17 protein-coding genes and 1 pseudogene are annotated in these 20,539 nt (G+C 59.9%); 5 read left to right on the top strand and 13 right to left on the bottom strand.

From position 1 onward, the window contains the following. Nucleotides 1–103: 103 nt before the first annotated feature. Nucleotides 104–670 carry a Crp/Fnr family transcriptional regulator gene (locus KQ659_RS10445; protein ID WP_216688845.1) on the top strand — a complete coding sequence of 189 codons (567 nt, stop codon included), beginning with the start codon at nt 104–106 and terminating at the stop codon, nt 668–670. A 93-nt stretch (nt 671–763) separates the two neighbouring features. After that, nucleotides 764–1,480, top strand: a complete 717-nt coding sequence (locus KQ659_RS10440) for a sterol desaturase family protein (RefSeq protein ID WP_216688846.1) — start codon at nt 764–766, stop codon at nt 1,478–1,480. Between the two features lie 12 nt (nt 1,481–1,492). Here the strand turns inward: KQ659_RS10440 and KQ659_RS10435 are convergent, their stop codons facing one another. Then, nucleotides 1,493–4,096 carry a TonB-dependent receptor gene (locus KQ659_RS10435; RefSeq protein WP_216688847.1) on the bottom strand — a complete coding sequence of 868 codons (2,604 nt, stop codon included), beginning with the start codon at nt 4,094–4,096 and terminating at the stop codon, nt 1,493–1,495. 27 nt (nt 4,097–4,123) lie between these two features. Next, nucleotides 4,124–4,837, bottom strand: coding sequence for a ribulose-phosphate 3-epimerase (rpe, locus tag KQ659_RS10430; RefSeq protein ID WP_216688848.1), 714 nt, complete (start codon nt 4,835–4,837; stop codon nt 4,124–4,126). Between the two features lie 146 nt (nt 4,838–4,983). Between rpe and KQ659_RS10425 the strand changes: the two genes are divergently transcribed. Then, nucleotides 4,984–5,580, top strand: coding sequence for a beta/alpha barrel domain-containing protein (locus tag KQ659_RS10425; protein ID WP_216688849.1), 597 nt, complete (start codon nt 4,984–4,986; stop codon nt 5,578–5,580). Between the two features lie 97 nt (nt 5,581–5,677). On the opposite strand, the gene trmB is transcribed toward KQ659_RS10425, so the two are convergent. The 8 genes from trmB to KQ659_RS10385 all read right to left on the bottom strand — a co-directional run bounded on the left by trmB (nt 5,678) and on the right by KQ659_RS10385 (nt 16,415). Then, on the bottom strand, nt 5,678–6,343 hold the full coding sequence (gene trmB, locus KQ659_RS10420; protein WP_216688850.1) for a tRNA (guanosine(46)-N7)-methyltransferase TrmB: 666 nt from the start codon (nt 6,341–6,343) through the stop codon (nt 5,678–5,680). A 42-nt stretch (nt 6,344–6,385) separates the two neighbouring features. Beyond that, entirely contained in the window at nt 6,386–7,699 is a 1,314-nt protein-coding gene (locus KQ659_RS10415) for a bifunctional folylpolyglutamate synthase/dihydrofolate synthase (protein ID WP_226915568.1), read from the bottom strand. Nucleotides 7,700–7,814: 115 nt separating this feature from the next. Further along, complete coding sequence (locus tag KQ659_RS10410) at nt 7,815–8,699, bottom strand: hypothetical protein (RefSeq protein WP_216688851.1); 885 nt, start codon at nt 8,697–8,699, stop codon at nt 7,815–7,817. A 33-nt stretch (nt 8,700–8,732) separates the two neighbouring features. Further along, entirely contained in the window at nt 8,733–9,152 is a 420-nt protein-coding gene (locus KQ659_RS10405; RefSeq protein ID WP_216688852.1) for an ExbD/TolR family protein, read from the bottom strand. 108 nt (nt 9,153–9,260) lie between these two features. Then, a complete protein-coding gene (locus KQ659_RS10400) occupies nt 9,261–9,959 on the bottom strand; it encodes a MotA/TolQ/ExbB proton channel family protein (RefSeq protein ID WP_168672923.1) in 699 nt (232 codons plus the stop codon). Nucleotides 9,960–9,967: 8 nt separating this feature from the next. After that, nucleotides 9,968–11,182 carry an HU domain-containing protein gene (locus KQ659_RS10395; protein ID WP_216688853.1) on the bottom strand — a complete coding sequence of 405 codons (1,215 nt, stop codon included), beginning with the start codon at nt 11,180–11,182 and terminating at the stop codon, nt 9,968–9,970. A gap of 151 nt (nt 11,183–11,333) precedes the next feature. Continuing rightward, entirely contained in the window at nt 11,334–13,136 is a 1,803-nt protein-coding gene (locus KQ659_RS10390; RefSeq protein ID WP_216688854.1) for a TonB-dependent receptor, read from the bottom strand. A 36-nt stretch (nt 13,137–13,172) separates the two neighbouring features. Continuing rightward, nucleotides 13,173–16,415, bottom strand: coding sequence for a tetratricopeptide repeat protein (locus KQ659_RS10385; protein ID WP_216688855.1), 3,243 nt, complete (start codon nt 16,413–16,415; stop codon nt 13,173–13,175). A gap of 155 nt (nt 16,416–16,570) precedes the next feature. Between KQ659_RS10385 and KQ659_RS10380 the strand changes: the two genes are divergently transcribed. Continuing rightward, nucleotides 16,571–17,074, top strand: a complete 504-nt coding sequence (locus tag KQ659_RS10380) for a hypothetical protein (protein ID WP_216688856.1) — start codon at nt 16,571–16,573, stop codon at nt 17,072–17,074. Between the two features lie 103 nt (nt 17,075–17,177). Here KQ659_RS10380 and KQ659_RS10375 read toward each other — a convergent pair whose 3' ends face one another. Together KQ659_RS10375 and holA are read right to left on the bottom strand one after the other, a co-directional pair. Then, the gene (locus tag KQ659_RS10375; protein ID WP_216688857.1) at nt 17,178–17,387 is read right to left on the bottom strand and encodes a hypothetical protein; all 210 of its coding nucleotides are present in this window, start codon (nt 17,385–17,387) and stop codon (nt 17,178–17,180) included. A gap of 57 nt (nt 17,388–17,444) precedes the next feature. Next, nucleotides 17,445–18,503, bottom strand: a complete 1,059-nt coding sequence (gene holA / locus KQ659_RS10370; protein ID WP_216688858.1) for a DNA polymerase III subunit delta — start codon at nt 18,501–18,503, stop codon at nt 17,445–17,447. A 185-nt stretch (nt 18,504–18,688) separates the two neighbouring features. Between holA and tyrS the strand changes: the two genes are divergently transcribed. Beyond that, nucleotides 18,689–19,999: a tyrosine--tRNA ligase gene (tyrS, locus tag KQ659_RS10365; RefSeq protein WP_216688859.1), complete on the top strand. Its 1,311-nt coding sequence runs from the start codon at nt 18,689–18,691 to the stop codon at nt 19,997–19,999. Nucleotides 20,000–20,318: 319 nt separating this feature from the next. Here the strand turns inward: tyrS and KQ659_RS21805 are convergent. Next, nucleotides 20,319–20,489, bottom strand: a pseudogene (locus KQ659_RS21805) (histone H1); the annotation flags it as partial. Between the last annotated feature and the right edge of the window lie 50 nt (nt 20,490–20,539).

Genomic DNA, 20,539 nt, shown 5'->3' with positions numbered 1-20,539 from the left:
TTTTGTTTCTGCTGCCACTACCCCGAAGCGAGGCGAAAGGTTTGGTACGGGTCAAAAGATATTTTTCAGCCTACCAGCGCACTTACCGCAAAATCCGCAGCAAATGGTCCCATTCCTTGCTTTTATTGATGCTATTCAGCCGGTTAGTCCTGCATTGGCGCAGGCCCTGACGGCTGTAGTAAGGCGGGAAATACTGCCGGCCCGTCACCTGTTGCTGCGGCCCGGCGATGTGGCCCGGCGCGTGTACTTTTTAGAAACCGGACTGGTGCGGGGCTACACGCTGCTGCACGGCCGAGAGGTTTCGTCGTGGTTTATGCAGGCCGGCGACTTCGTGATTTCAATCCTGAGCTTCTTCGCGCAGCAGCCTTCAGCCGAATACCTTGAACTGCTGGAGCCCGCCGTGGTGCACTCCGTTAGCTACAACGAGCTGCAGCAGCTGTACCACGATTTCCCCGAGTTTAACTACGTGGGACGACGGCTGCTGGAAAAGTATTACGTGCTCAGCGAGCAACGGGCCCAGAACCTGCGCTCGCACACGGCGGCCGAACGCTACGAACTACTGCTGCGCGACTTCCCCACGGTATTTCAACGGGTGGCACTGCAGCACATCGCCTCGCACCTGGGCATGGCCCCGGAAACACTGAGCCGCCTGCGCAACAAAGCCACCTGATGCGCACCGCAGGGCGAAAATGACAATTGTCATGAAAGCAGCCGGTCCTGGCCGGGACTTTTGAGGTATTCATTCACCTCAAAAATCCTCGTCATGCTCGTCATCATTTTTGCCGTGTTCGCCGGCTGCTTTCTACTCGAACGCCTCATTCCGGGTTGGAAGCTGCCTGCCGTGCCCACCTGGACCATCCGGGTGCTGGCCGTCAATTTCGTGCAACTACTCGTGGTTATTCTGGCGGGCCTGAGCTGGGAAAAATGGCTTTCGGCGTATTCGCTCTTTCATCTGTCGCGGCACGTACCGTCCTGGGCGGGCGGACTGCTGGCCTACTTCGTGGCTACGTTCGTGTTTTACTGGTGGCACCGCTTGCGCCACACCGTCGACTTCCTATGGCTGCACTTCCACCAGATACACCACAGCCCCCAGCGCATTGAAGTTATCACATCCTTCTACAAGCACCCAGTGGAGATGACGGTCAACTCCATCATCGGCGGGTTGCTCATTTATACCCTGTTAGGGCTGAATGCCGAAGCAGGCGCGATTTATACGCTTTGTACGGCGCTGGGCGAATTTTTCTACCATACCAACGTGCGTACGCCGCGCTGGATAGGCTACATTTTTCAGCGGCCCGAGATGCACCGCATTCACCACGAGTACGAAAAGCACACCAATAATTACGGCGACATCGTATGGTGGGACATGCTGTTCGGCACCTACCATAACCCCGAAAAGTTCACCACTTCCTGCGGCTTCGACCCACCAAAGGAGGAGCGTCTACTTGATATGCTACGTTTTAAGGACGTGCATAAGTAGGGGAATAATGCGCTAAAACCGCGCAATCAGCCGCAGGTTCACGATGCGCTGCGAAAGGTAGCTGGGCACCGAATACGTCACGCCGTTCACATCCTGCAGATAGCTGTAGCCGGCTACGTTATTGGCGGCAAACACGTTGAGGATTTCCAGGCCCAACCAGAGGCTCTCGAAGCTGTAGAAATGGTCTTTGGGGGCGTTGTTGTTTTTCAGGCCCACCACTTTAGAAAAACCCAAATCGACACGGTTGTAGCTGCGGGTGAGGTCAGCGGTGCCGCGCAGGTCGGGCAGGTTGGGCGGGCTGAATGGCAGGCCCGTGCCGAACACGAAGTTGACGTAGCCACGCACCGAAGGGTTATCCGGCAGGTGGTCCTGGAAGAAAATGCCCACGTTCAGACGCTGGTCCTGCGGGCGGCGAATATAGCCTTTGGGCTCGCGGCCAGTCACTTTGCCGCTGGCATCCACCACGTTCAGCGAGTCGCCATCCACGTTTTCGCGGGTGGTGAGCACACCGAGGCTGAACCAAGATTCGGCCCCCTTCACAAACTCGCCGCTGATGCGGGTATCGAAGCCAGCGGCGTAGGCACGGGCATTGTTCTTGGCGAAGTAGCGCAGGCGCACGTTATCCACGTCGTAAGGCACCACGTCGGTGAGATACTTGTAGTAGGCTTCGGCCGAAAACTTGAAAGGCCGGCCATACTGCCGGAAGTTGATTTCCTTGCCCACGATAAAGTGGTAGGATTTCTGGGCGCGCAGCTCCACGTTTAGGTTGGCGGTTTGAATCAGAGGCTGGCTGGGGTCGGTACGGTCGCCGGCCTGATTGCGCAGCTCGCGGTAGAACGGCGGCTGGTAGTACACGCCCACGGCCGCCTTAAACGAGCGGTTGGGGTGCGAGCGGCTGATTTGCGAGAACTGCACCCGGGGGCTGATAACCAGCTGGCCGTTGGTGGTCCAGTAGTGGGCCCGGGCCCCGTAGGTGAGGGCGGTTAGCGAATCGAGGTTCCAGGTGTCCTGCACAAAACCCTGGGTGCGGGTGCTTTGCAGGCTCAGGTCCGACAGCAGACGGGTACGGCGGGCATCGGGCACGTAATCGGCCGAGTCGGCAAAGCTGTACTCGTCGAGCTTATCGGTGATTTTTTCGCGGCCGATTTTAGCGCCCCAGCGCACAGTGTGGTTGGCGGCGGGAGCCCAGCGGCCCCGGGTTTCGGCCGTGAAAATCTGCGCCGTGAGGTTATTGCGCGAGTGCTTGAACTGCGAGCCGATGTTGCGCTGGCGCACGGTCTGGTTGAAATCGGGCGAGGTCGGGTCGCGGTTGATTTCAGCGAAGGTGTAGGCCGCTTCCACGTCGCGGTACTCAAACTCACGCGAAATCAGGGCCGAGCCCAGCAGCTCCATCTGCAGCTTCGAGGAGAAGTCATGCTTCAGGTTCAGGCCCGTTTGGTAGGTGTCGAACTGCATCCGCTCGCGCCCATCGTAGGCGATGAACACGCGGGTGAACTGGTTGGTGCCGGTCGAAAACGTGGCCTGGCCGGTTTCGGGCGAGAAGCGGTAGTCGTTGTGCGCCACCACCCCCAGCAGGCCCAGCGTGGTGCGCTGCATGTCCTCCTTCTTGCCCAGGCCGATGTTCACGAACGCCTGCGCGTCGTAAAAAGTGGGATTGTAGCCGCCCTGCGCCTGTTTCAGGGAGCTCAACACGTACTGCGCGTTCTTGTAGCGCACGCCGGCCAGGTAGCTCACGCGGCCATTCGCCGAGCGGGCTTCGGCGTGGGCCGCGCCCCCCACCAAGCTGGCCGTGAGCGAGGCGGCAAATTTCTCAGGTGTCTTGTAATCCACGCTCAGCACCGATGCCAGCTTGTCGCCGTACTTCGGCTGCCAGCCTCCGCTGCTGAACTCCACCTGCTTCACCAAATCGGGGTTGATGAAGCTCAGGCCCTCCTGCTGGGCCGAGGTAACGAGAAACGGCCGATAAATCTCGAAGCCGTTGACGTACACCAGGTTCTCATCGTAGTTGCCGCCCCGCACATTGTACGTACTGCTCAACTCGTTATTCGACACCACGCCGGGCAGCGTCTTGAGAATGGCGTTGAAATCGCCAAACGGTGAGGGAATTTCCTTGGCCGAGCGCGGGTCAATGCGCGTAACGCTGACCTGCTCGCGGGTATCAGCCTGGTTGGAGCGGCCCGTGACGCGCACATTGCTCAGCGCCTTGGTATCGAGGCGCATGGTTAATCGCAGGGGTTTGCCGGCCTCAGCAGGCAGCCGCAAAGGCTGCCGTAGTGTGATAAAGCCCAGGCGGCGCACCACCAGCACTACATTCTGGTCCGTGACCGGTACACGCACAGGCAGCACGAACGCACCATCGACGTTGGTGTTTGTACCGCCGGGCTGGCCCTCCACTCCCACCGCAGCCAGCTCCAGTGGCTGCCCGCTGGCGTCGCGGAGCGTCCCGGTGAGGGTCACGACCGTGCCGGACTTGGTTTGTTCCGAGCTGATAGCCTGCGCCCAAACCGTGGTTATTTGCAACGGCCCCAGGGCCAGCACGCCCAGCAATACCAGGCGGCACTCAACATTCCTAATAACTGGCACTGACGACAACGGCGGCGTAGAGGGTTGTTTCACGGGGCTGAGAACGAGCAGACGGCCCAACTATTGCCGGCGGCCGGCGGCCGTGGCATCCATCCCCAGGCCGGCCAGGTGGTCGCGCAGGCGGGCCAGCGTGGCCACCGGCCCCTCGGGCGCGCTGAACACGAAGTTGCCCGCCACCAGCACGTCGGCGCCGGCTTCCACGAGCGAGCCGGCGTTGTCCATGTTCACCCCGCCATCCACTTCAATCAGCGCCTCCGAACCGGTATTCAGCAGCAGCTCCTTTAGCATGGCCACTTTTTTCAGCGTATTCGGAATGAATGCCTGCCCGCCGAAGCCCGGGTTCACCGACATCACCAGCACTACGTCGAGGTCGGCGGCAATGTCTTCGAGCAGTGCCACCGGCGTGGCCGGGTTCAATGCCACCCCAACCCGGCAACCGAGCTGCTTGATTTGCTGCACCACGCGGTGCAGGTGCGGGCAGGCCTCGTAATGCACCGTGATGCTGCTGGCCCCCGCGTCGCGGAAAGCAGCCAGGTAATGCTGCGGCTCCTCAATCATAAGGTGCACATCAATCGGCTGTTTGGCGTAGCGGGCCACGGCTTGCAGCACGGGCAGGCCGAAAGAAATATTGGGCACAAACCGGCCGTCCATCACATCAAAGTGCAGCCAGTCGGCGGCACTGGTGGCAAGGCGCTCGGTTTCGGCCTGCAGATTGGCCAGGTCGGCGGCCAGAAATGAGGGGGCTAGCAAGGGCGTGCGGCGGGTTCCATTCATGGCAGCGAAGATACGGCGGCCGCGCACTCCTCAAATACGGCCGGGCTCCCGCTTCGGCGCTACTTTTGTGGCGGGCCCATCGGGCCTGCGTCCGTTGCCCGCACCGTACTTGCCGGGCGGCTTCTTTTCATCTCCTCGCCTCCGCTGTGCCCCACCTCGTTCCTATCCTTATTCGCGGCATCAATAACCTTTCCGATGCCCGCTACTGTGCCGGCATGGGTGCCGATAAACTGACCTTTGTGCTCGACCCCAGCCTGCCCGGGCACCTCGATACCAAGGCCGTAAAAGAGTTGGCCGGCTGGATTGCCGGGGTTGAACTAATAGGTGAATTCGACCAGCTTAGTGCCCATAAAATTAACGCTATATCCGCCGAATGCAGCCTGGATGCCATCCTGCTCCGCACCCCCCGCACCAGCGAGGAGCTAGCCGAAATAGCCCCGCCGGTGTACCTGGAGCTACCAGCGGATTTCGCCGCCCTGAGCCAGTCGCTACCCACTTCGCCCATCGGTTTCGTGCTGGAATTGCCAACGTCCGAAACGCCCGAAACCCGTGTGGCCCTGCAACAAATCAGCGCCCTAAAGCCCCTGTGGCTCGGCCCCGGCCTGCATCCTGACCGCGCCCGCACGCTAGCCACGTCCCTCCCATTGGCAGGTCTGGTGTTCCCCTCCGGCGATGAAGTGAAGCCGGGCCTGCGCGATTTCGACCAGTTGGAAGCCGTATTTGAGGCCCTGGAAATCGACTAAATCGGCCTGCCTGATAAGTGCGACGCCCACGCAGGACCATGTAATAATGGCCACCTGTGTGGGCGTTTCGTTTGGCCCGAAGCCAGACAGCATTGGTTTACGTCAGCCGAAACTGCACGTATTTGATGGGCACGCCAATGGCGCGGTACTTCCCCTCAAAGTTGGTCTGAATGGCCTGGGCTTCGGAGAACTCCGGGTCGGTTTCCGAATATAAATCCCGGGTAAAACGCTCCACGGTAGCGCCGGGACGAGCCGACAGCATTTCCAGGGTGAATTCGAAAAGCCCCTCATTATCAGTCTTCAAGTGCAGCAGCCCACCCGGAGTTAACAATTGTTCATACAGCCCCAGGAAGCGTGGCGAAGTCAGCCGGCGCTTGATGTCGCGGTCGCGGGGCCGGGGGTCGGGAAAGGTTATCCAGATTTCATCCAACTCGCCGGGACCAAACTGAGCGGCCATCGCCTCAGCCCGCATCCGCACGAAGCCGACGTTGGTCAGCCCCATTTCGGCGGCGCGGGTACTGCCCCGCCAGATGCGCTCCCCTTTGATATCGAGCCCGAGGAAATTGCGGCCGGGATGGCGCTGGGCCAGGCCCACGGTGTATTCGCCTTTGCCACAGCCCACTTCCAGTGTCAGCGGGTGAGGCGCAGCAAAAAAATCGGTACGCCAGCGGCCACCCAGCTGTTCGTATTCAGGTTTGCCCGGCTCAATGATATCGGGACGGGAGGCGTTATCGGTAAAACGCTGAAGCTTAACTCGGGGCAAATCAGTAGGTCTTTGTTGATGTACAAAGGTAAAGCGGGTTGGTCAGGTCGGGGCGTATAGTTCCTCCACCTCGGCCACCACAAAGGTGCTGCCGCCAATAAAAACCACGTCGCGGGGGCCAGCCGCGTTGCGGGCCGCTGCTACCGCCGCTGCCACCGAACCATAGGCTTGCCCGTGCAAGCCCAGCCCGGCCCCCTGCTCCGCCAGCTCGGCAGCCGGCAAAGCCCGCGGGATGGTAGCCGCGCAGAAGTAGTAAGTGGCCTCTTTCGGCAGCAGTGCCAGCATGGCAGCCACGTCCTTATCGTTCACGGTACCTATCACCAAATGTAAACACTCATGCGGAACACGTTGTAATTGAGCCATTACAGCCTGCAAACCGGCCGCGTTATGCCCCGTATCACACACCACCAACGGCTGCCGGCCAATGATGCTCCAACGCCCGCGCAGGCCGGTAAGCGTCGTGACCTGGCGCAGGCCGGTCCGCACGGCCGCCTCCGTGATGCGGAAGCCCAGGGCCCGCAGCTCATCCAGGGTAGCGAGTACGCCGGGCAGGTTATGCTGCTGGTAGTCGCCGGGCAGGCCCAGCTCAGCATTGGGCAGGTAGGGCCGGCCGTGCTGGCTCACGGCAATCGGACGCAGGCCCGTTTCGGGCGAGGGCTCGGCGGCAAACGTGGCCTGATAGATTTGGTCCGCAAAAACGAGGTGCGCGAGCTTCGCGGCGGCTTCGCTCCGGAACACATCCGCTACTTCGGGCTGGGTCTGGCTTACCACGGCCGGTACGCCGGGTTTGATAATGCCTGCTTTCTCGCCGGCAATTTCAGGCAGCGTGTTTCCTAAAAGGGCCTGATGGTCGAAGCTGATGTTGGTGATGAGCGACACCAGCGGCGTAATGATGTTCGTGGAATCGAACCGGCCGCCGAGGCCAACCTCAACTATGGCAATATCAACCCGCTGCTGAGCAAAGTAGTCGAACGCCAGCGCCACACACATCTCAAAAAACGACGGCTTGATTTCGGCAAACAGCGGCTGCCAGCACGCCACCCACTCCACCAGATACGCCGGAGCCAGCTCCTGCCCATTCACCTTAATGCGCTCCGTGAATTCGCGCAGGTGCGGCGAAGTGTACAGGCCTACTTTATAACCAGCCGCCTGGAGCACTGCTGCCAGCAGGTGCGAGCTACTGCCTTTGCCATTGGTGCCGGCCACGTGCACGCTCCGAAACTTACGCTCCGGATGCCCCAGCGCCTCGGCCAGGGCTAAGGTATTACCAAGGCCTTTTTTGTAGCCGGCCGCGCCCACCCGCTGAAACATAGGGAGCTGCTCGTAGAGGTAAGTAAGGGTTTCCTGATAAGTCACGGGATAGCGAAAATGGGGGAGAAAGCACAAATTAACAGTATTTCGAGCTGATACCAACGCAAAAGCCCCGCCGTCTGCTAACAGGCGGCGGGACTTGAATAAGTTGGCCGGAAGGCTACTTGACCGAGAATTTGAACGTGTAAAAACCGGTTGCGCCCCCGGGGGCAGAGTTGGTCTTGATAAAGTTGGTATCGAGCAGCTTGTCGCGGCACAGCTTTTCCTGCGATGGCGACACGTTCCCCGAAACCTTGGTTACCGATTCTACCTCTCCGTCGGCCGCAATCTTGATTTTGAAGCGAATCACGCCCGAATTGTCGTCTACTGACTCTACCACCGGCTTGCTTTCAAAACGCCAGCCGCTCATTTCCAAGCCACCACTTCCGGGGCTGCTGCCGCTTCCGCCCCGGCCGGGGGCCCCGTAGAGCGCCGTAGCATCGAGGGTACCATTCGGGTCACCTTGGTCGCCCACGGTACCGGGCCGGTCGCCATTGTTGTTGCCCGTGGGGGTATTGCTGGTGCCATTCACGCCGTTGCCGCCGCCGGTGGCGCTGCCTTTGGGAGCAAACGTCACGGCTACTTTGCGGGGCGCCTTGGGCGCGGCTTTCACTTCCTCCTTGGGCGGCGCGGGCGTTTCAACCGGCGCCGCCGACACGGGGCTTTCCTCGGCTTCGCTGGTAATTATCTTCTCCTGCGAAGGCGGCGTGGGAGTTGGCGTAGCCACGGCCACGGGGCGCGGCTGCGGGTCGGGGCTGGCCTGGGGCGGACGGCTGTCTTCGCGGTTAAGCGATTTGTTGGCCGTGGCCATGCTCTGCACATTGCCCGAGCCGGCCTCGTCGATGCCGTAGTTCAGCTCCACACCGTCGCCACCGCCCAGGGCGGCCAGTGGCGGGTTCGGACCTTTAAATACGGAGAAAATAAAGAACAGCAACAACACCCCGTGCACTACCAGAGTGCCAATCAGGCCCTCGCGGCGGTGCGGTTCTTGATAGTCGATAGCCATGATGCAGTGTACGCTTTACCAGCTAAAATCGGCTTATTTACCGGCAGCCTGCTGGGCCTGAGTGGCCATCACCATTTTCAGCTTGAGGCGGTTGCCAACCTCCAAAATATCAACCAGCTTCTGAACGTTCAATGAGGCATCGACGCGCAGTACCACGGTGGGCTGCTCAGTAGTTGGAGCATTGCCGATTAGCGCCACAAGCTCGGGCTCGACGTTGGCGGGCGCAACGGGCTTTTTGTTTACGAAGTACTGCCCGGCCGCATCCACCGAAATGGTAATGGGCTGCTTCATCACTTGCTTGCTGGATTTAGCATTCGGCAGCAAGAGCTTAATTACGTTGGGGTTAACCAGCGTTGAAGCAATCAAAAAGAACAACATCAGAAAGAACATGATATCGTTCATGGCCCCGGTTTCGACGTGCGAAGTGAGGCGGTGACGGCGGGAAAGGTTCATAACTTTTAAGTTATGAGTTAAGAGTTCGGAGTTAAGGGTTTTTCGTTCTGCATAACCTATCTATAGATTCAGGCAACGCCAACTCTTAACTCCGAACTCTTAACTCAATTAGTTGTCCTGCAGAATGTCCATGAACTCGATGGCCGAGTTTTCCATGCGGAATACCATGCGCTCAACCAATATGCTCAGCCAGTGGTAGCCCACGTGGGCAATAATGCCGACGATGAGGCCGGTGGCCGAGGTTACCAGCTTGACATACAGACCGTCGGCTACTTGTGGAATACCAAACTCCTTGGTGGCCGCGATGGAATAGAAAATCTTGATAACGCCTATGATGGTACCCACGAAGCCAATCATGGGCGCGATACCGGCGATGATGCCCAGGATGCTGATGTTTTTTTCGAGGCGCGCAATTTCAATCTTGCCCACATTCTCCACGCTGGTTTCGATTTCCTTCAGCGGCAGGCCAATGCGGCGCAGGCCTTTTTCTACCATGCGGGCTAGTGGCGAGGCATTCTGGGCGCAGTAGAGCTTGGCGCCGGCCAAATCGCCCTTCACCATGAGCGAGCGGATTCCCGCCATGAAAGCCTCCGGATTGCCGGCGGCCCGGCGAATGGTGAAGTAGCGCTCGATGATGATGTAAACCGAGAGAATGGAAAGCGCTACCAACGGAATCATTATCAGTCCGCCGCGCAGCAGCAGGTCGATGACTGGGACACTGGTATCGGCAAGGGGGGCAGCAGCGACGGCGGCAGTACTAATAGTATCGGCAGCGGCGGGAACCACTTGCAGGAGGAATACGGACATGCGGACGATTAAAATTTCAAGGTATTATAGTCACAGTGCGTGCTCATGCGTAGGCGCTGGGCTTCGCGCTGGGCCGAGGCCATGTCGGAGTAGTCGGCGGCCGTGAGGCGGAACAACCGGCTGCCGAAGGGGGGCAGAATGATGTGCGAGGCGTGGCCGCTTTTGGCCAGCAGCTTGCGGCCCTGCTCGGCACCAGCCAGGCTGCGGTAGGCCCCGGCAATGACGTAGCAACGACCAGTGCGGCTTTTAATTGTAATGGTGCTGCCCATAGCGACCGGGGCTTTTGCCACCACGGGGGCGGCGGCTGGGGCTACCGGTATGGCAGCGGCCACCACCGGGGCGCTGCTGGCAACTACTTTGGAAGCGACCGGAGCTGCTTCAACTACCGGGGTTGCTGCGGCGCTGACGGTTACTTCCGGCGTTTCCACTTTGAGCGACGGGCTGATGGGCGCGCTATTTTCCGCTGCCATTTCCGGCGCGGGCAGCGCAGGAGTGCTTTCAACCGGCGTCATGCCTTCGGTGGCACGGATCCGAAAGTCCTGCTGGCTGAGCGTAGCCTGCTGGGGCTCGGTGATGATTGGCGTGGCAATGCCGGGCTGGCGCTGCGCCCACTCCCACCGGGGCATGGTGCCCTGCCAGCTCACGGGCAGGTAGCCGGCTTTCATCGCTACCTGGTAGTTGGCCAGTAGCAGCAGGCCGGCGGCCATGGCGATGATGCTGGCCGGCAGCAGCCGCACCAACATGGTGCGGCGGGCACCCCCGCTGCGCAGAATAGGCTGCGGGCCTTTGACGCGGGCATCGGCAGCGCGCACGGGGCGGGCAGCCAGCTCCGGTAGGCCAAACGCGGCCGCCAGCAGATTATCGGTTCCGGTGTATTCAAAAGCGAGGCCCCGACCCGCCGCCCGGCGGAAAATGCCGATGCCCGGCAGTTCGGTCCGGTTCGTGTCGTCGAGCTCCTGCTGCAGGCCGGCTACGGCGGCGCGCACGGCCTCCCGGGCCTGCGCGATGGATAAGCCCAGGTGCTGGCTCAGGGCATCAACCAACAGACCGTCGTTACGGGTAAGGGCCTGGTTGAAGGCGACCAGTTTGGTGGGTGGGCTCAGGGCCTGGCGGCCGGGCTGCGCCCGGGCCGGCGACACATCGGCCACAAGCCCCCCGAAGTCCGGAATAATCACGCAATCGTGGTCACGGAGAAGGGGGCGAATGTGGTCGGCGAGGTGCATATGCGGGACTTGGGAATTCTGAAACATGGAAACTCAGCCTTGGTAGCATTCGGAAAAATGAATATCTGAAATGAGCAGCAGCAGCACCGGACCGGACGGCTTCAATCCCTAACATTCAAGTTCCCAAGACCCTAAGACCCTAAGTTCCCAATCAAAACGTGTAGGTAGCTCCCCCCAATACGTTAATACCTTTCACGGGATATCCGTAGAAACGCTGGTACTGCCGGTTGACAAGGTTATTACCCATTACAAAGATGGATATTTTTGGCGTAATGCGGTAGTCGGCGCGCAGATTCAGGTCGATAATCGGGTCGGTGGCGCGGTAGAAATCGGCTACCCGCGCGGCCCCGGCGGTAACGGCCGGCCGGTAGCTGATGCCGTAGCTGGCCGCGAAGAAGTAGCCTTCCACCCCCACCATCAGCTTGTCGAAAACATTGTAGGTTCCAAACACCAAGGCCTGGAATTCGGGGCGGTGAAACGGCTGGGGCAGGTTTTTGAGCGCATACTTATTATAGTCAACCCGGGTGCCGAGGCGGAATTTTTCGGCCGCATTATACAGCAGCTCGCCGTGGATATTGAGCACGCCGGTGGCGTTCTGGTCGTACACGAGGTCGAACTTAGTAGGGTCGACAGGATTATTGAGATAGAAGTACAGGTTGCGGTCGCGGGCGTAGGTGGCTTTCACATTGAACTCCAGGCCCCGGGCAGGCGTGGACGTGAAGCCGGCGTAAACAGTGGGGCCACGGTGGGTATCGGCCACGTTCAGGCCCCGGTTCAGCCAGGGGTTTTCGGTACTCAGGTCGTAGCGGGTCACGCGTTGCAGAGCGCCGCCGAGGCCGGCGTACACCATGAATTTTTCGGGCTCAATGGTATAGCCGAGGCGCACGGCCGGGTACACCACGCCCTTGCTTACGTTGGTGGTAGTATCCGAGGAATAGCCCAGCGTGGCTCCCACCGAGAAGGCAATGTTGTTGCGCAGAAACTCATAGGCCGGTGTGGCCTGCACGAAGGTGCGGGTACGGCTGGTTTGCAGTGGGTTGGGCGTTTTAAGGGAAGTCGCCGCTTGGTCCTTATCCGAGATGAAGGACGCATCGGCGGCCACGGTGATGCGGCTGGATTCGCCCAGGGCATAGCCAACTTTAGCATTCAGGCGCACATCGCTTTCAGAGGCAGCAAAATTGTCGGCCCAATAGCGGTAGCCGACGCCGGCATCGTATGTCAACTGCTGCTCGGGGTCGCGGTTGTGGGCGTAGGCTTTTACAGCAAAACGGTTGAAGGTCTGCTTGATATCGCCGGATTCGGGCGTTGCCACCGGGCCGCCATTGGCCGCTTTCTCGTAGCCGTAAAAATTGTAACGCTCGCGGCCAAAGTCCAAGGTAGCGCCAATGGCGGCGGTGCCCCGATAGATTTCGCCCATGGCGTGGGCGCTGGTTTCCGACATCCGGGAGTTCTTCCCATCCACGGGCCCCTGAATGGAACTTACATGTTTGATATCCAACCCATAAGCATGGTCGGTATTGCGGGTACTGTGGAAGTAGCCGCGCCCGTAGAACGTACCGTAGTTGCCAATGGCGGCTTTTACGAAATTGCCGGTGAGGGGCGTAGGCTCCTCGGCCCGAATGGTGAGCACCTTCACCGAAGGCGTGAGGCGGTCGGCGGGCAGGCGGAAATCGGAGAAGGTGTAGACCACCTTGCGCTCCACTTTGGGCGGCGTCGGGAGCTTGATTTTATCGAAGTTGCGGGTGGCCTCGGGCAGCTGGTTCACCCGCTCTTTCACAATCTCAATCTCGGCCTCCTCAATATTGCCCTTGTACTTGCCTTTAGTGGGCTGGGCCTGCGCGGAGGCCGCGGGCACTACGCCGCCAGCCAGCACGGCAGCCAGGGCCAACCCGGTGGCCAGCCGCCCGCCGGAGGATTTGGTAGAACGGCTTTTATTTATCGTCAAACGCTTCATCAGCAATTGGTTTTCTTTGAAGTAAATGCGCCGTTTCTAACGCTGGGTAGTATCAGCCGGGGCAGTGGTGGCACCGCGCAGGTTGGTGCGCGAGGCCGGGGCTTTGCCTTTGGGGGGCGCGGTGGTGGGCCTGGCGGGCGTGCCGGCCGGAGCGGCCGGGGTTTTGGCCGGCGCTTTGGTGGGCGCTTTCACCGGGGCTTTGGTGGGCGGAGTGGTTTCCTCGACCTGGTCAGCACCCAGCGTTTTGAGACGCTGCCGGGCAGTCTCCAACACTTCCGGCACCGGGAAGTTGTTGTCGATGAGCGAATTCAGGGTGCCGCGCGCCTGGAAGTTGTCGCCTTCCGAGGCGTAGATGTCGGCAATCAGTAGGAAAGCCCGGCCTAGCCACAGCGAGTAGCTGCTGAAGTCGGCGTTGACTTTCAGCGCCGCAGCTTTGGCTTCCTCGTTCTTTTTCTGCTTGAACAGCGTTTCGGCCAGGTAATACTGGGCTTCGGCGCCGTTGATGTCGTTCGGGGCGGCGGTGACAGCTGTTGCCAGCTCGGTAGCGGCCTGGTCATAGCTTTCGGCACGCAGGCTGGCCTTGCCTAAGTAGAGCAACGCGGCATTGGTCGCGTTGGCGGTGGCTCCGGCCTGGGTACGCAGCTCCTCGGCCACGCGGCGGGTGCCGGGGTAGTCGCCGCTCTCATAGAGGCTGCGCATCTGACCGAGAGTGGCATTGGCCACTTCGCGGCGGTTGGTGCTGCCCCCCCGCAGGCGCTCGTAGAGCTTAGCCGCTTCGAGGTAGCTCTTGTTTTCGAATTCGAGGTCGGCGAGCCGGCCCAAGGCCCGGTTCAGAAACTCGCTTTTGCCCTCGGCTACCACGGCGCGCAGGCGGGTAAGGCCTTGCTGCTTGTCGCCAGTTTTCAGGTATGAATCCGCCAGGAAGAACCGGGCATCGGCTCCGAGAGAAGATTCGGGGTACTGCTTCAAGTAGGACTCAATGCGCAGGATAGCAGGCTTGTATTTCTCAGCTAGATATAATGACTTCGCCGCTTCAAACTCTACGCTCTCGGTGGCCTTGCTGTCGGGGTTCTGGACTTTAAAAGCAGCCAGCGCCGAGTCAAACTCTTCGGTGCGGCCCAACGCCGTGAGGCTTTCCTGCAAGTTGTAGAGTGCCTGGGCGGCGGCCTCGCTGCGCGGGTAGCCGGTCAGCACCTGCTGGAAATCGACTACGGCTTTGTCCTGCTGCTGGAGGTTGGCGTAGGCCACGCCGCGCTTTTGCAGGGCCTGCGGCATCAGGGGACTGTTGGGACGGCCCTCAATCAGGCGCGAGAAGCCGGCAACGGCCGGCTGGTACTCGCCGGCCTCAAACGCCAGCTGCGCCTGCTGGAATACGGCTTCCTCGGCATAGCGCGAGTCGGGGTTAGTTTTGAGCAGCGCGGCCAGCGTACTGGTGGCCTCCTCGCGGCGGCCCATCAGGCCCAGTGTGCGGCCCTTCTGGTAGTAGGCGTAGTCCTTATCGGCCGCGTTGGCTTTGATAACCTTGTCGTAGAGGTCTAGGGCCTGCTGGTAGTTTTTCGACACGTAGTACGTATCGCCCAGCCGCAGGGTGACGTCGTAGTAGTTGGGGTCGGCGGGCTTGGCGTCGGTATCGTTCAGGAAGGCGGCGAACTGCGGGCGGGCCTTGTCGTACTGCTTGGTATTGTAGTAGGCATACCCCAGCCCGTAGCGGGCTTTCTGCTCAAAATCAGCCTCTTCAGGGCTCACCCCGCCCCGTCGGACCGAACGCGCCGCGGCGGCATAGGCAGTAATGGCATCGGGATACTGCTGGCCTACGCTGAAAATCTCGCCCCGCAGCACCTGCGCCGCCGCCCGCAGGCCATCGTCGGACGGGAATTTCAGGGACTTGTCCAGCAGTGGCAGCGCTTGGGCGTAGTTGCCGTTGTTATACAGCAAGGCGGCCTGGGAATAGGCCACGCGCTGGTAGGTAGCATCCAGCTTCTCGCTGCGGTCGTCGATGCTTTCGAGATAGGTCAGGGCCTGCGGGTAGTCGGTCGACGACAGGAAGCTATTGCTCAGCAGGTCATCGACGATGGGCTGGTTTTTCGAGCGCGGGAATTTCTTGCGGAAATCCTTCAGTACATTGATAACCTCGGGCAGGTTGCCCTGTTCGTATTGCACCTGGCCCAGCTTGAGGGTGGCGTTTTCGGCAATATTCTTATCGAACGTGCCCTGGCGGGCGGCCTCAAAAGCCGTTACGGCCTGGGGCTTCTGGTTGGCCTGCACGTAGCTCAGGCCGAGGTGGTAGGCCGCATTCTGGCCCAGCGAATCGCGGCGCACGGCCACGTTCTTCAGGTTGGCAATGGCACCCTTGAAGTCGCCCATCTTGTAATTGGCGTAGCCAATCTTGTATTGCAGCGCCGACTCAATCCGGTTCTGGTGCACGGCGGCGTACTTATCGTAATACTCGGCGGCCTCCTTGTACTGTTCCTTCTGGTAGTGCGCATCGCCCACCAGCAGCTGTATTTCGTCGGAATTCTGGGGCGGGGGCGTGTTTTGCAGCGCCTTGGTGGCGTAGCCAATCAGGCCATCATAGTTGCCCTCCTTGTAGTAAATCTGGGTGATGATGGCCGGCACTACCGGCTTGTAGGCGTCGTTCTGCTCGGCCACACCGAGGTCGGCGCGGGCGGCGGCATAGTCGCCAGCGCGGTAGCCGAGGTAGCCGGCATAGTAGGAGCTGGCGTACTTATACTGACTCTGCACCTGCTTGTTGCGGTCGAACAGCAGGCGGGCCTTCTCGTAGTCTTTCTGCTCGAAATAGCTATAGCCGAGCTTGAAATCAGACTCGGCGCGCTGGTCGTTGCTCAGGTTATCGGGCGCTACCTTGGTGAAGTAGCGGATGGCCGACTCATAGTTTTTCTGGTCGAAGTAAAACTTGCCCAACTCGAAGTAGGCTGCGGCGGCCTGCGGGTGGGCCGGGTGCCTAGCCGCGAAATCCAGAATGAGGCCCTCGGCATCGGGGTGCGAGAGGTAGAGGCCGCTCACGGCGTAGTAGTACTCGGCATCGGCGGTGCGGTCGCCGGCGGCGGGGCCGGCCTGGCTGCTGTGCACCGGCACAATGGCCAGATACTGTCGAAAGGCCTCCTGGGCCGCGCCATACTGGCCGCGGTCAAACAACTCCAACCCTTCCTGAAAGTGCCGCTCATCGGAGGCGAAAACCTGGGTTTGCTGGGCCTGGGCTACCATGGGTGCCGCGGCACTCAGGGTGGCGGCCAGCGCCAGCCGGGGAAATAGCTTCATGTAAATACCTGTCGTGGAGGGGCCGCACCGGGCCCGGGAACTCGCCAAAAGTAGCGATAAATGCCCGTAGGTTGCCCATCTAACGCGGAAAGGCAGATTTCATTGCCGGATGAACGCGCTTGAAACATTACTGCACCTCCACTTACCTTGTGCCCATGGTCTCCCCTACATCCAACACCTCAGAGTCGCCTGGCTACAATCAGGCACTTACCGTTGTCTTTTTACAGCAACAACTGCTTGGTGCGTGCGTGGAAAGCTTTGGCATTTATCATCAGGTTTTGTGCATTGAATTCCGCAATGGTCATGATGATATCATGCTCTCCATTGATAGTAAACTGCTTTTTGAGCCCGACTTGACTCACGATGCAAGAAGTGCTGAAGAGACGGCGTTGCTGTTTTTCTACAAAATCAATCTTCAGCCGATAACTGCATTAGAATATCTTACGGATGGGTCACTGGCACTCACTTTTCAAAATGGCTATCGATTTACCGTACAAGGCCGTTGCGTAGATTCCGGAGAACCTTGGCAATTGGCAACCCATACACTTGCCAACGGCGGCTGGCTTGTAATTGGCTTCGAAGGCGGCGGCCTAGCTATGTTTGGGCCCACGCCCATAGACCGACAGCTAATAAACTGCGGCAGCTGTAAAGCCTTCTAACAACCTCATTTATCACTATCAATTCCAGCAAGCCATAAAAAAAGCCCCGCCGACAATTGCCGACGGGACGATTTCAAGTGTTGAGCGTACCGCAGCCGACCGACTATTTGAATTTGGGCGTAATGCCCGGCACGTTCATATTGCCGCTTTTATAGCGCTTGTAGAGGTAAGCCGCACCAGCGGCCAGCAGGGCACCTTTTACCAGTTTGCCGGAATTGGAGCCGCCGGTACGGGTGCCTTCTTCGTTGGTTCGGCTGCCGAACAGGCCGGAAATCAGGCCCCCGAGGGAGCCGCTAGGTTGGTTATCGCTCATGAGTGAAATCAGTTTAAGGTGAGATACACTCCCGTTACGGCCATGATTGGGCTGTTGTTACCCCAGCACGCCGGCCGGTACGTTGTGCAGAATCAGCCACACCAGCTCCCGGAGAATCTCGGCATCGTCCATCGAGCCGCTTTCGATGCCCTTGCTCTGCGCATCGGCCCGCCGGATGTTGTGGATGAGGCCCACCACCCGCTCGGGCGGGAACACGCGCAGGGCCTGCTGGTATTCCTTTTGGGCGAAGCTGTTGAGGATGCCCAGGCTCTTGAATACGCCATCGGGCGGGTTCGGGCCGGCCTGGTGCAGCACCAGCAGCTTGGTGAAGAAGTTGAACAGCAGCGTGAGGTTCGGGATGAGCGGGTTGGCCTTGGGGTTGGCCGCGAAGTAGGCCAGAATACGGTTGGCTTTGAGCACATCGCGCTGCACCAGTGCCTTTTGCAGCTCAAAAATATTGTAGTCCTTGCTGATGCCCACCATGCGCTGCACCAGCTCCTCATCAATCGGCTGGCCGGGCTTGAGGTTTAGCACCAGCTTGTCCACTTCATTGGCCAGCCGGCCCAGGTCGGCCCCGATGTACTCGGCCAACATGGCCGTGGCCTGACCGGTAATCTGCTGGCCCCGGCTGCGCACGTTGGCCGTGAGCCACTGCGGCACTTGGTTGTCGTAGAGCTTCTTGCTGGTCATGAGCACGGCCGACGAGTCTTTGCCCGTGAGCAGCTTGCCCAGCTTCTTGCGGCTGTCCAGCGTTTTGTGCTTGTAGCAGAACACCAGCACGGTACTCGGTAGCGGATTTTTCAGGTAGGCCTCCAGAAAAGGCCAGCTCCGCTCCTGCTCCAGGTCGGCCACGGTCTGGGCTTCTTTCACGATGACGACCGAGCGCTCGGCCATCATGGGGAAGCGCTTGGCCTGGCCCAGAATGGCCGTCACGTCCACGTCTTTGCCGTACACCACCACTTGGTTGAAGCTGCGCTCGTGCTCGGCCAGCACGGTTTTCTCAAGCAAATCGGCTACTACGTCAATATAGTACGGCTCCTCGCCCTGCAAAAAATACACGGGTTGAAACTGCCGCTGCTGGAGCTGCTTAAGTATCGCGTCGGCTTCCTGTATCAAGTGGTAAATGAGTAAGTGAGTAAATGAGCAAAGTGGCGTATGCCGTAGGCACCAGCTTCGCTCCTGACAAAGGTAAAGCTGCCTAGTACCTTTGCGGGCAAGGGCGCTACGGCGCTATTTCGGGTTATGGCTCTCGCCTGCCGAATACGCCACTTTACTCATTTACTCATTTACTCATTTACTCATTGAATCTCATTGAAGAACTGACCTGGCGCGGCATGTTTCACGACGCCATGCCCGGCACCGCCGAACACCTCGCCACCAACGCCCCCATCACCGGCTACATTGGCTTCGACCCCACGGCGGCCTCGCTGCACATCGGCAACCTGGCCACCATTATGCTGCTGGTGCATTTGCAGCGCGCCGGGCACCGCCCCGTAGCCCTGGTAGGCGGCGCCACCGGCATGATTGGCGACCCCAGCGGCAAATCAGCCGAGCGCAACCTGCTCGACGAAGCCACCCTGCGCCACAACCAGGCCGGTATTCAGGCCCAGTTGGAAAAATTCCTGGACTTCTCTAAAGGTCCCACAGGCGCGCTGGTGGTGAATAATTACGACTGGTTCAAAGAAATCGGCTTCCTGGGCTTCCTGCGCGAAGTGGGTAAGCACCTCACAGTGAACTACATGATGGCCAAGGACTCGGTAAAGCGCCGCATCAGTGGCAACGAGGACAGCGGCTCCGACGGCATCAGCTACACCGAATTCAGCTACCAGCTGCTGCAGGGCTACGATTTCGTGCACCTCAACAAAATGCTGAACTGCACCCTGCAAATGGGCGCCAGCGACCAGTGGGGCAACATCACGACCGGCACCGAGCTCATCCGCCGCCTTTCCAACGCCGAAGAACGCGAAGCGAAAGCCTACGCCCTCACCGGCCAGCTCATCACCAAAGCCGATGGCACCAAGTACGGCAAGTCCGAAACCGGCACCGTCTGGCTCGACCCCGCCCTCACCTCGCCCTACCAGTTCTACCAATTCTTCCTCAACTCGGCCGATGTGGACGCCCCGCGCCTCATCCGCGTGTTCACGCTGCTCAGCGAGCCCGAGATTCTGGCCATCGAAGCCGAGCATGCGGCCGCCCCGCACCTGCGCACCCTGCAAAAGGCCCTGGCGGCCGACGTAACCACCCGCGTGCATTCCGCCGAAGCCACCGAAGCTGCCATTTCCGCCTCGCAGGTCCTGTTTGGCGGCGGCGACCTCGCCTCGCTCGATGAAGCGACCTTGCTCGATGTATTCGCCGGCGTGCCGCACCTGCGCGTGCTCCGCGCTGAGATGACCGAGCTCAACACCACTACCTTCCTCAGCGATTTCACCCTGCACAAAATCTTCCCTTCCAAAGGCGAAGCCCGCAAGATGATTCAGGCCGGCGGCGTGAGCATCAACCGCGAGAAAGTAGCCTCCCCCGATGCGTCAGTGGCCGCGCTGCAGCATCTGGCCGGCAAATACCTGGTGGTGCAGAAGGGCAAAAAGAACTACTTCCTGGTCGAGTTGGTGTAAAAACAACGTCCTGCCGGGCGCAGCCGAGATATCACGCATGCTTTCGCGCTTCTTTGCCGTTGAAGGATAGGATTACTGTTGCAAGCAAGAATCTTCGGCTACGCCCGGCATGCCGGATGCCCAGCTACCAACAAAAAAGGCCCCACCAAGCGGAGGGGCCTTTTTTTCGTCCACAGAATCCGCGAAATCCGAAGAATCCGCACGAACCCGTGGTTCAGAATTACTTCTTAGCGGGGGCTTTCTTAGCCGGAGCAGCCTTGGCGGGGGCGGCCTTCTTGGCAGCCGGAGCCTTGGCAGCGGGAGCAGCCGCAGCCGCACCGGTGTTTTTGGTGTTCTGCACTTCGGTGCGGAATGCCTGAGCCATCGTTTTCAGCTCCTGCATGCCTTTGCGTACGCGGGTACCGGCAGCGGCGTTCTGCTTGTCGTAGAATTTCGAGAAATCGTCTTCGAGCGACATCACGAGGTCCTTCAGTTTGCCAAAATTGTTCATTGGAAGTTGGGGTTGGGGTGAAAAATAAGTTTGTGGTGGTGTTAAGCCGG

The sequence above is a fragment of the Hymenobacter siberiensis genome (assembly GCF_018967865.2).
Lineage (GTDB): Bacteria > Bacteroidota > Bacteroidia > Cytophagales > Hymenobacteraceae > Hymenobacter > Hymenobacter siberiensis.
This window is presented reverse-complemented; position numbering and strand designations above follow the sequence as displayed.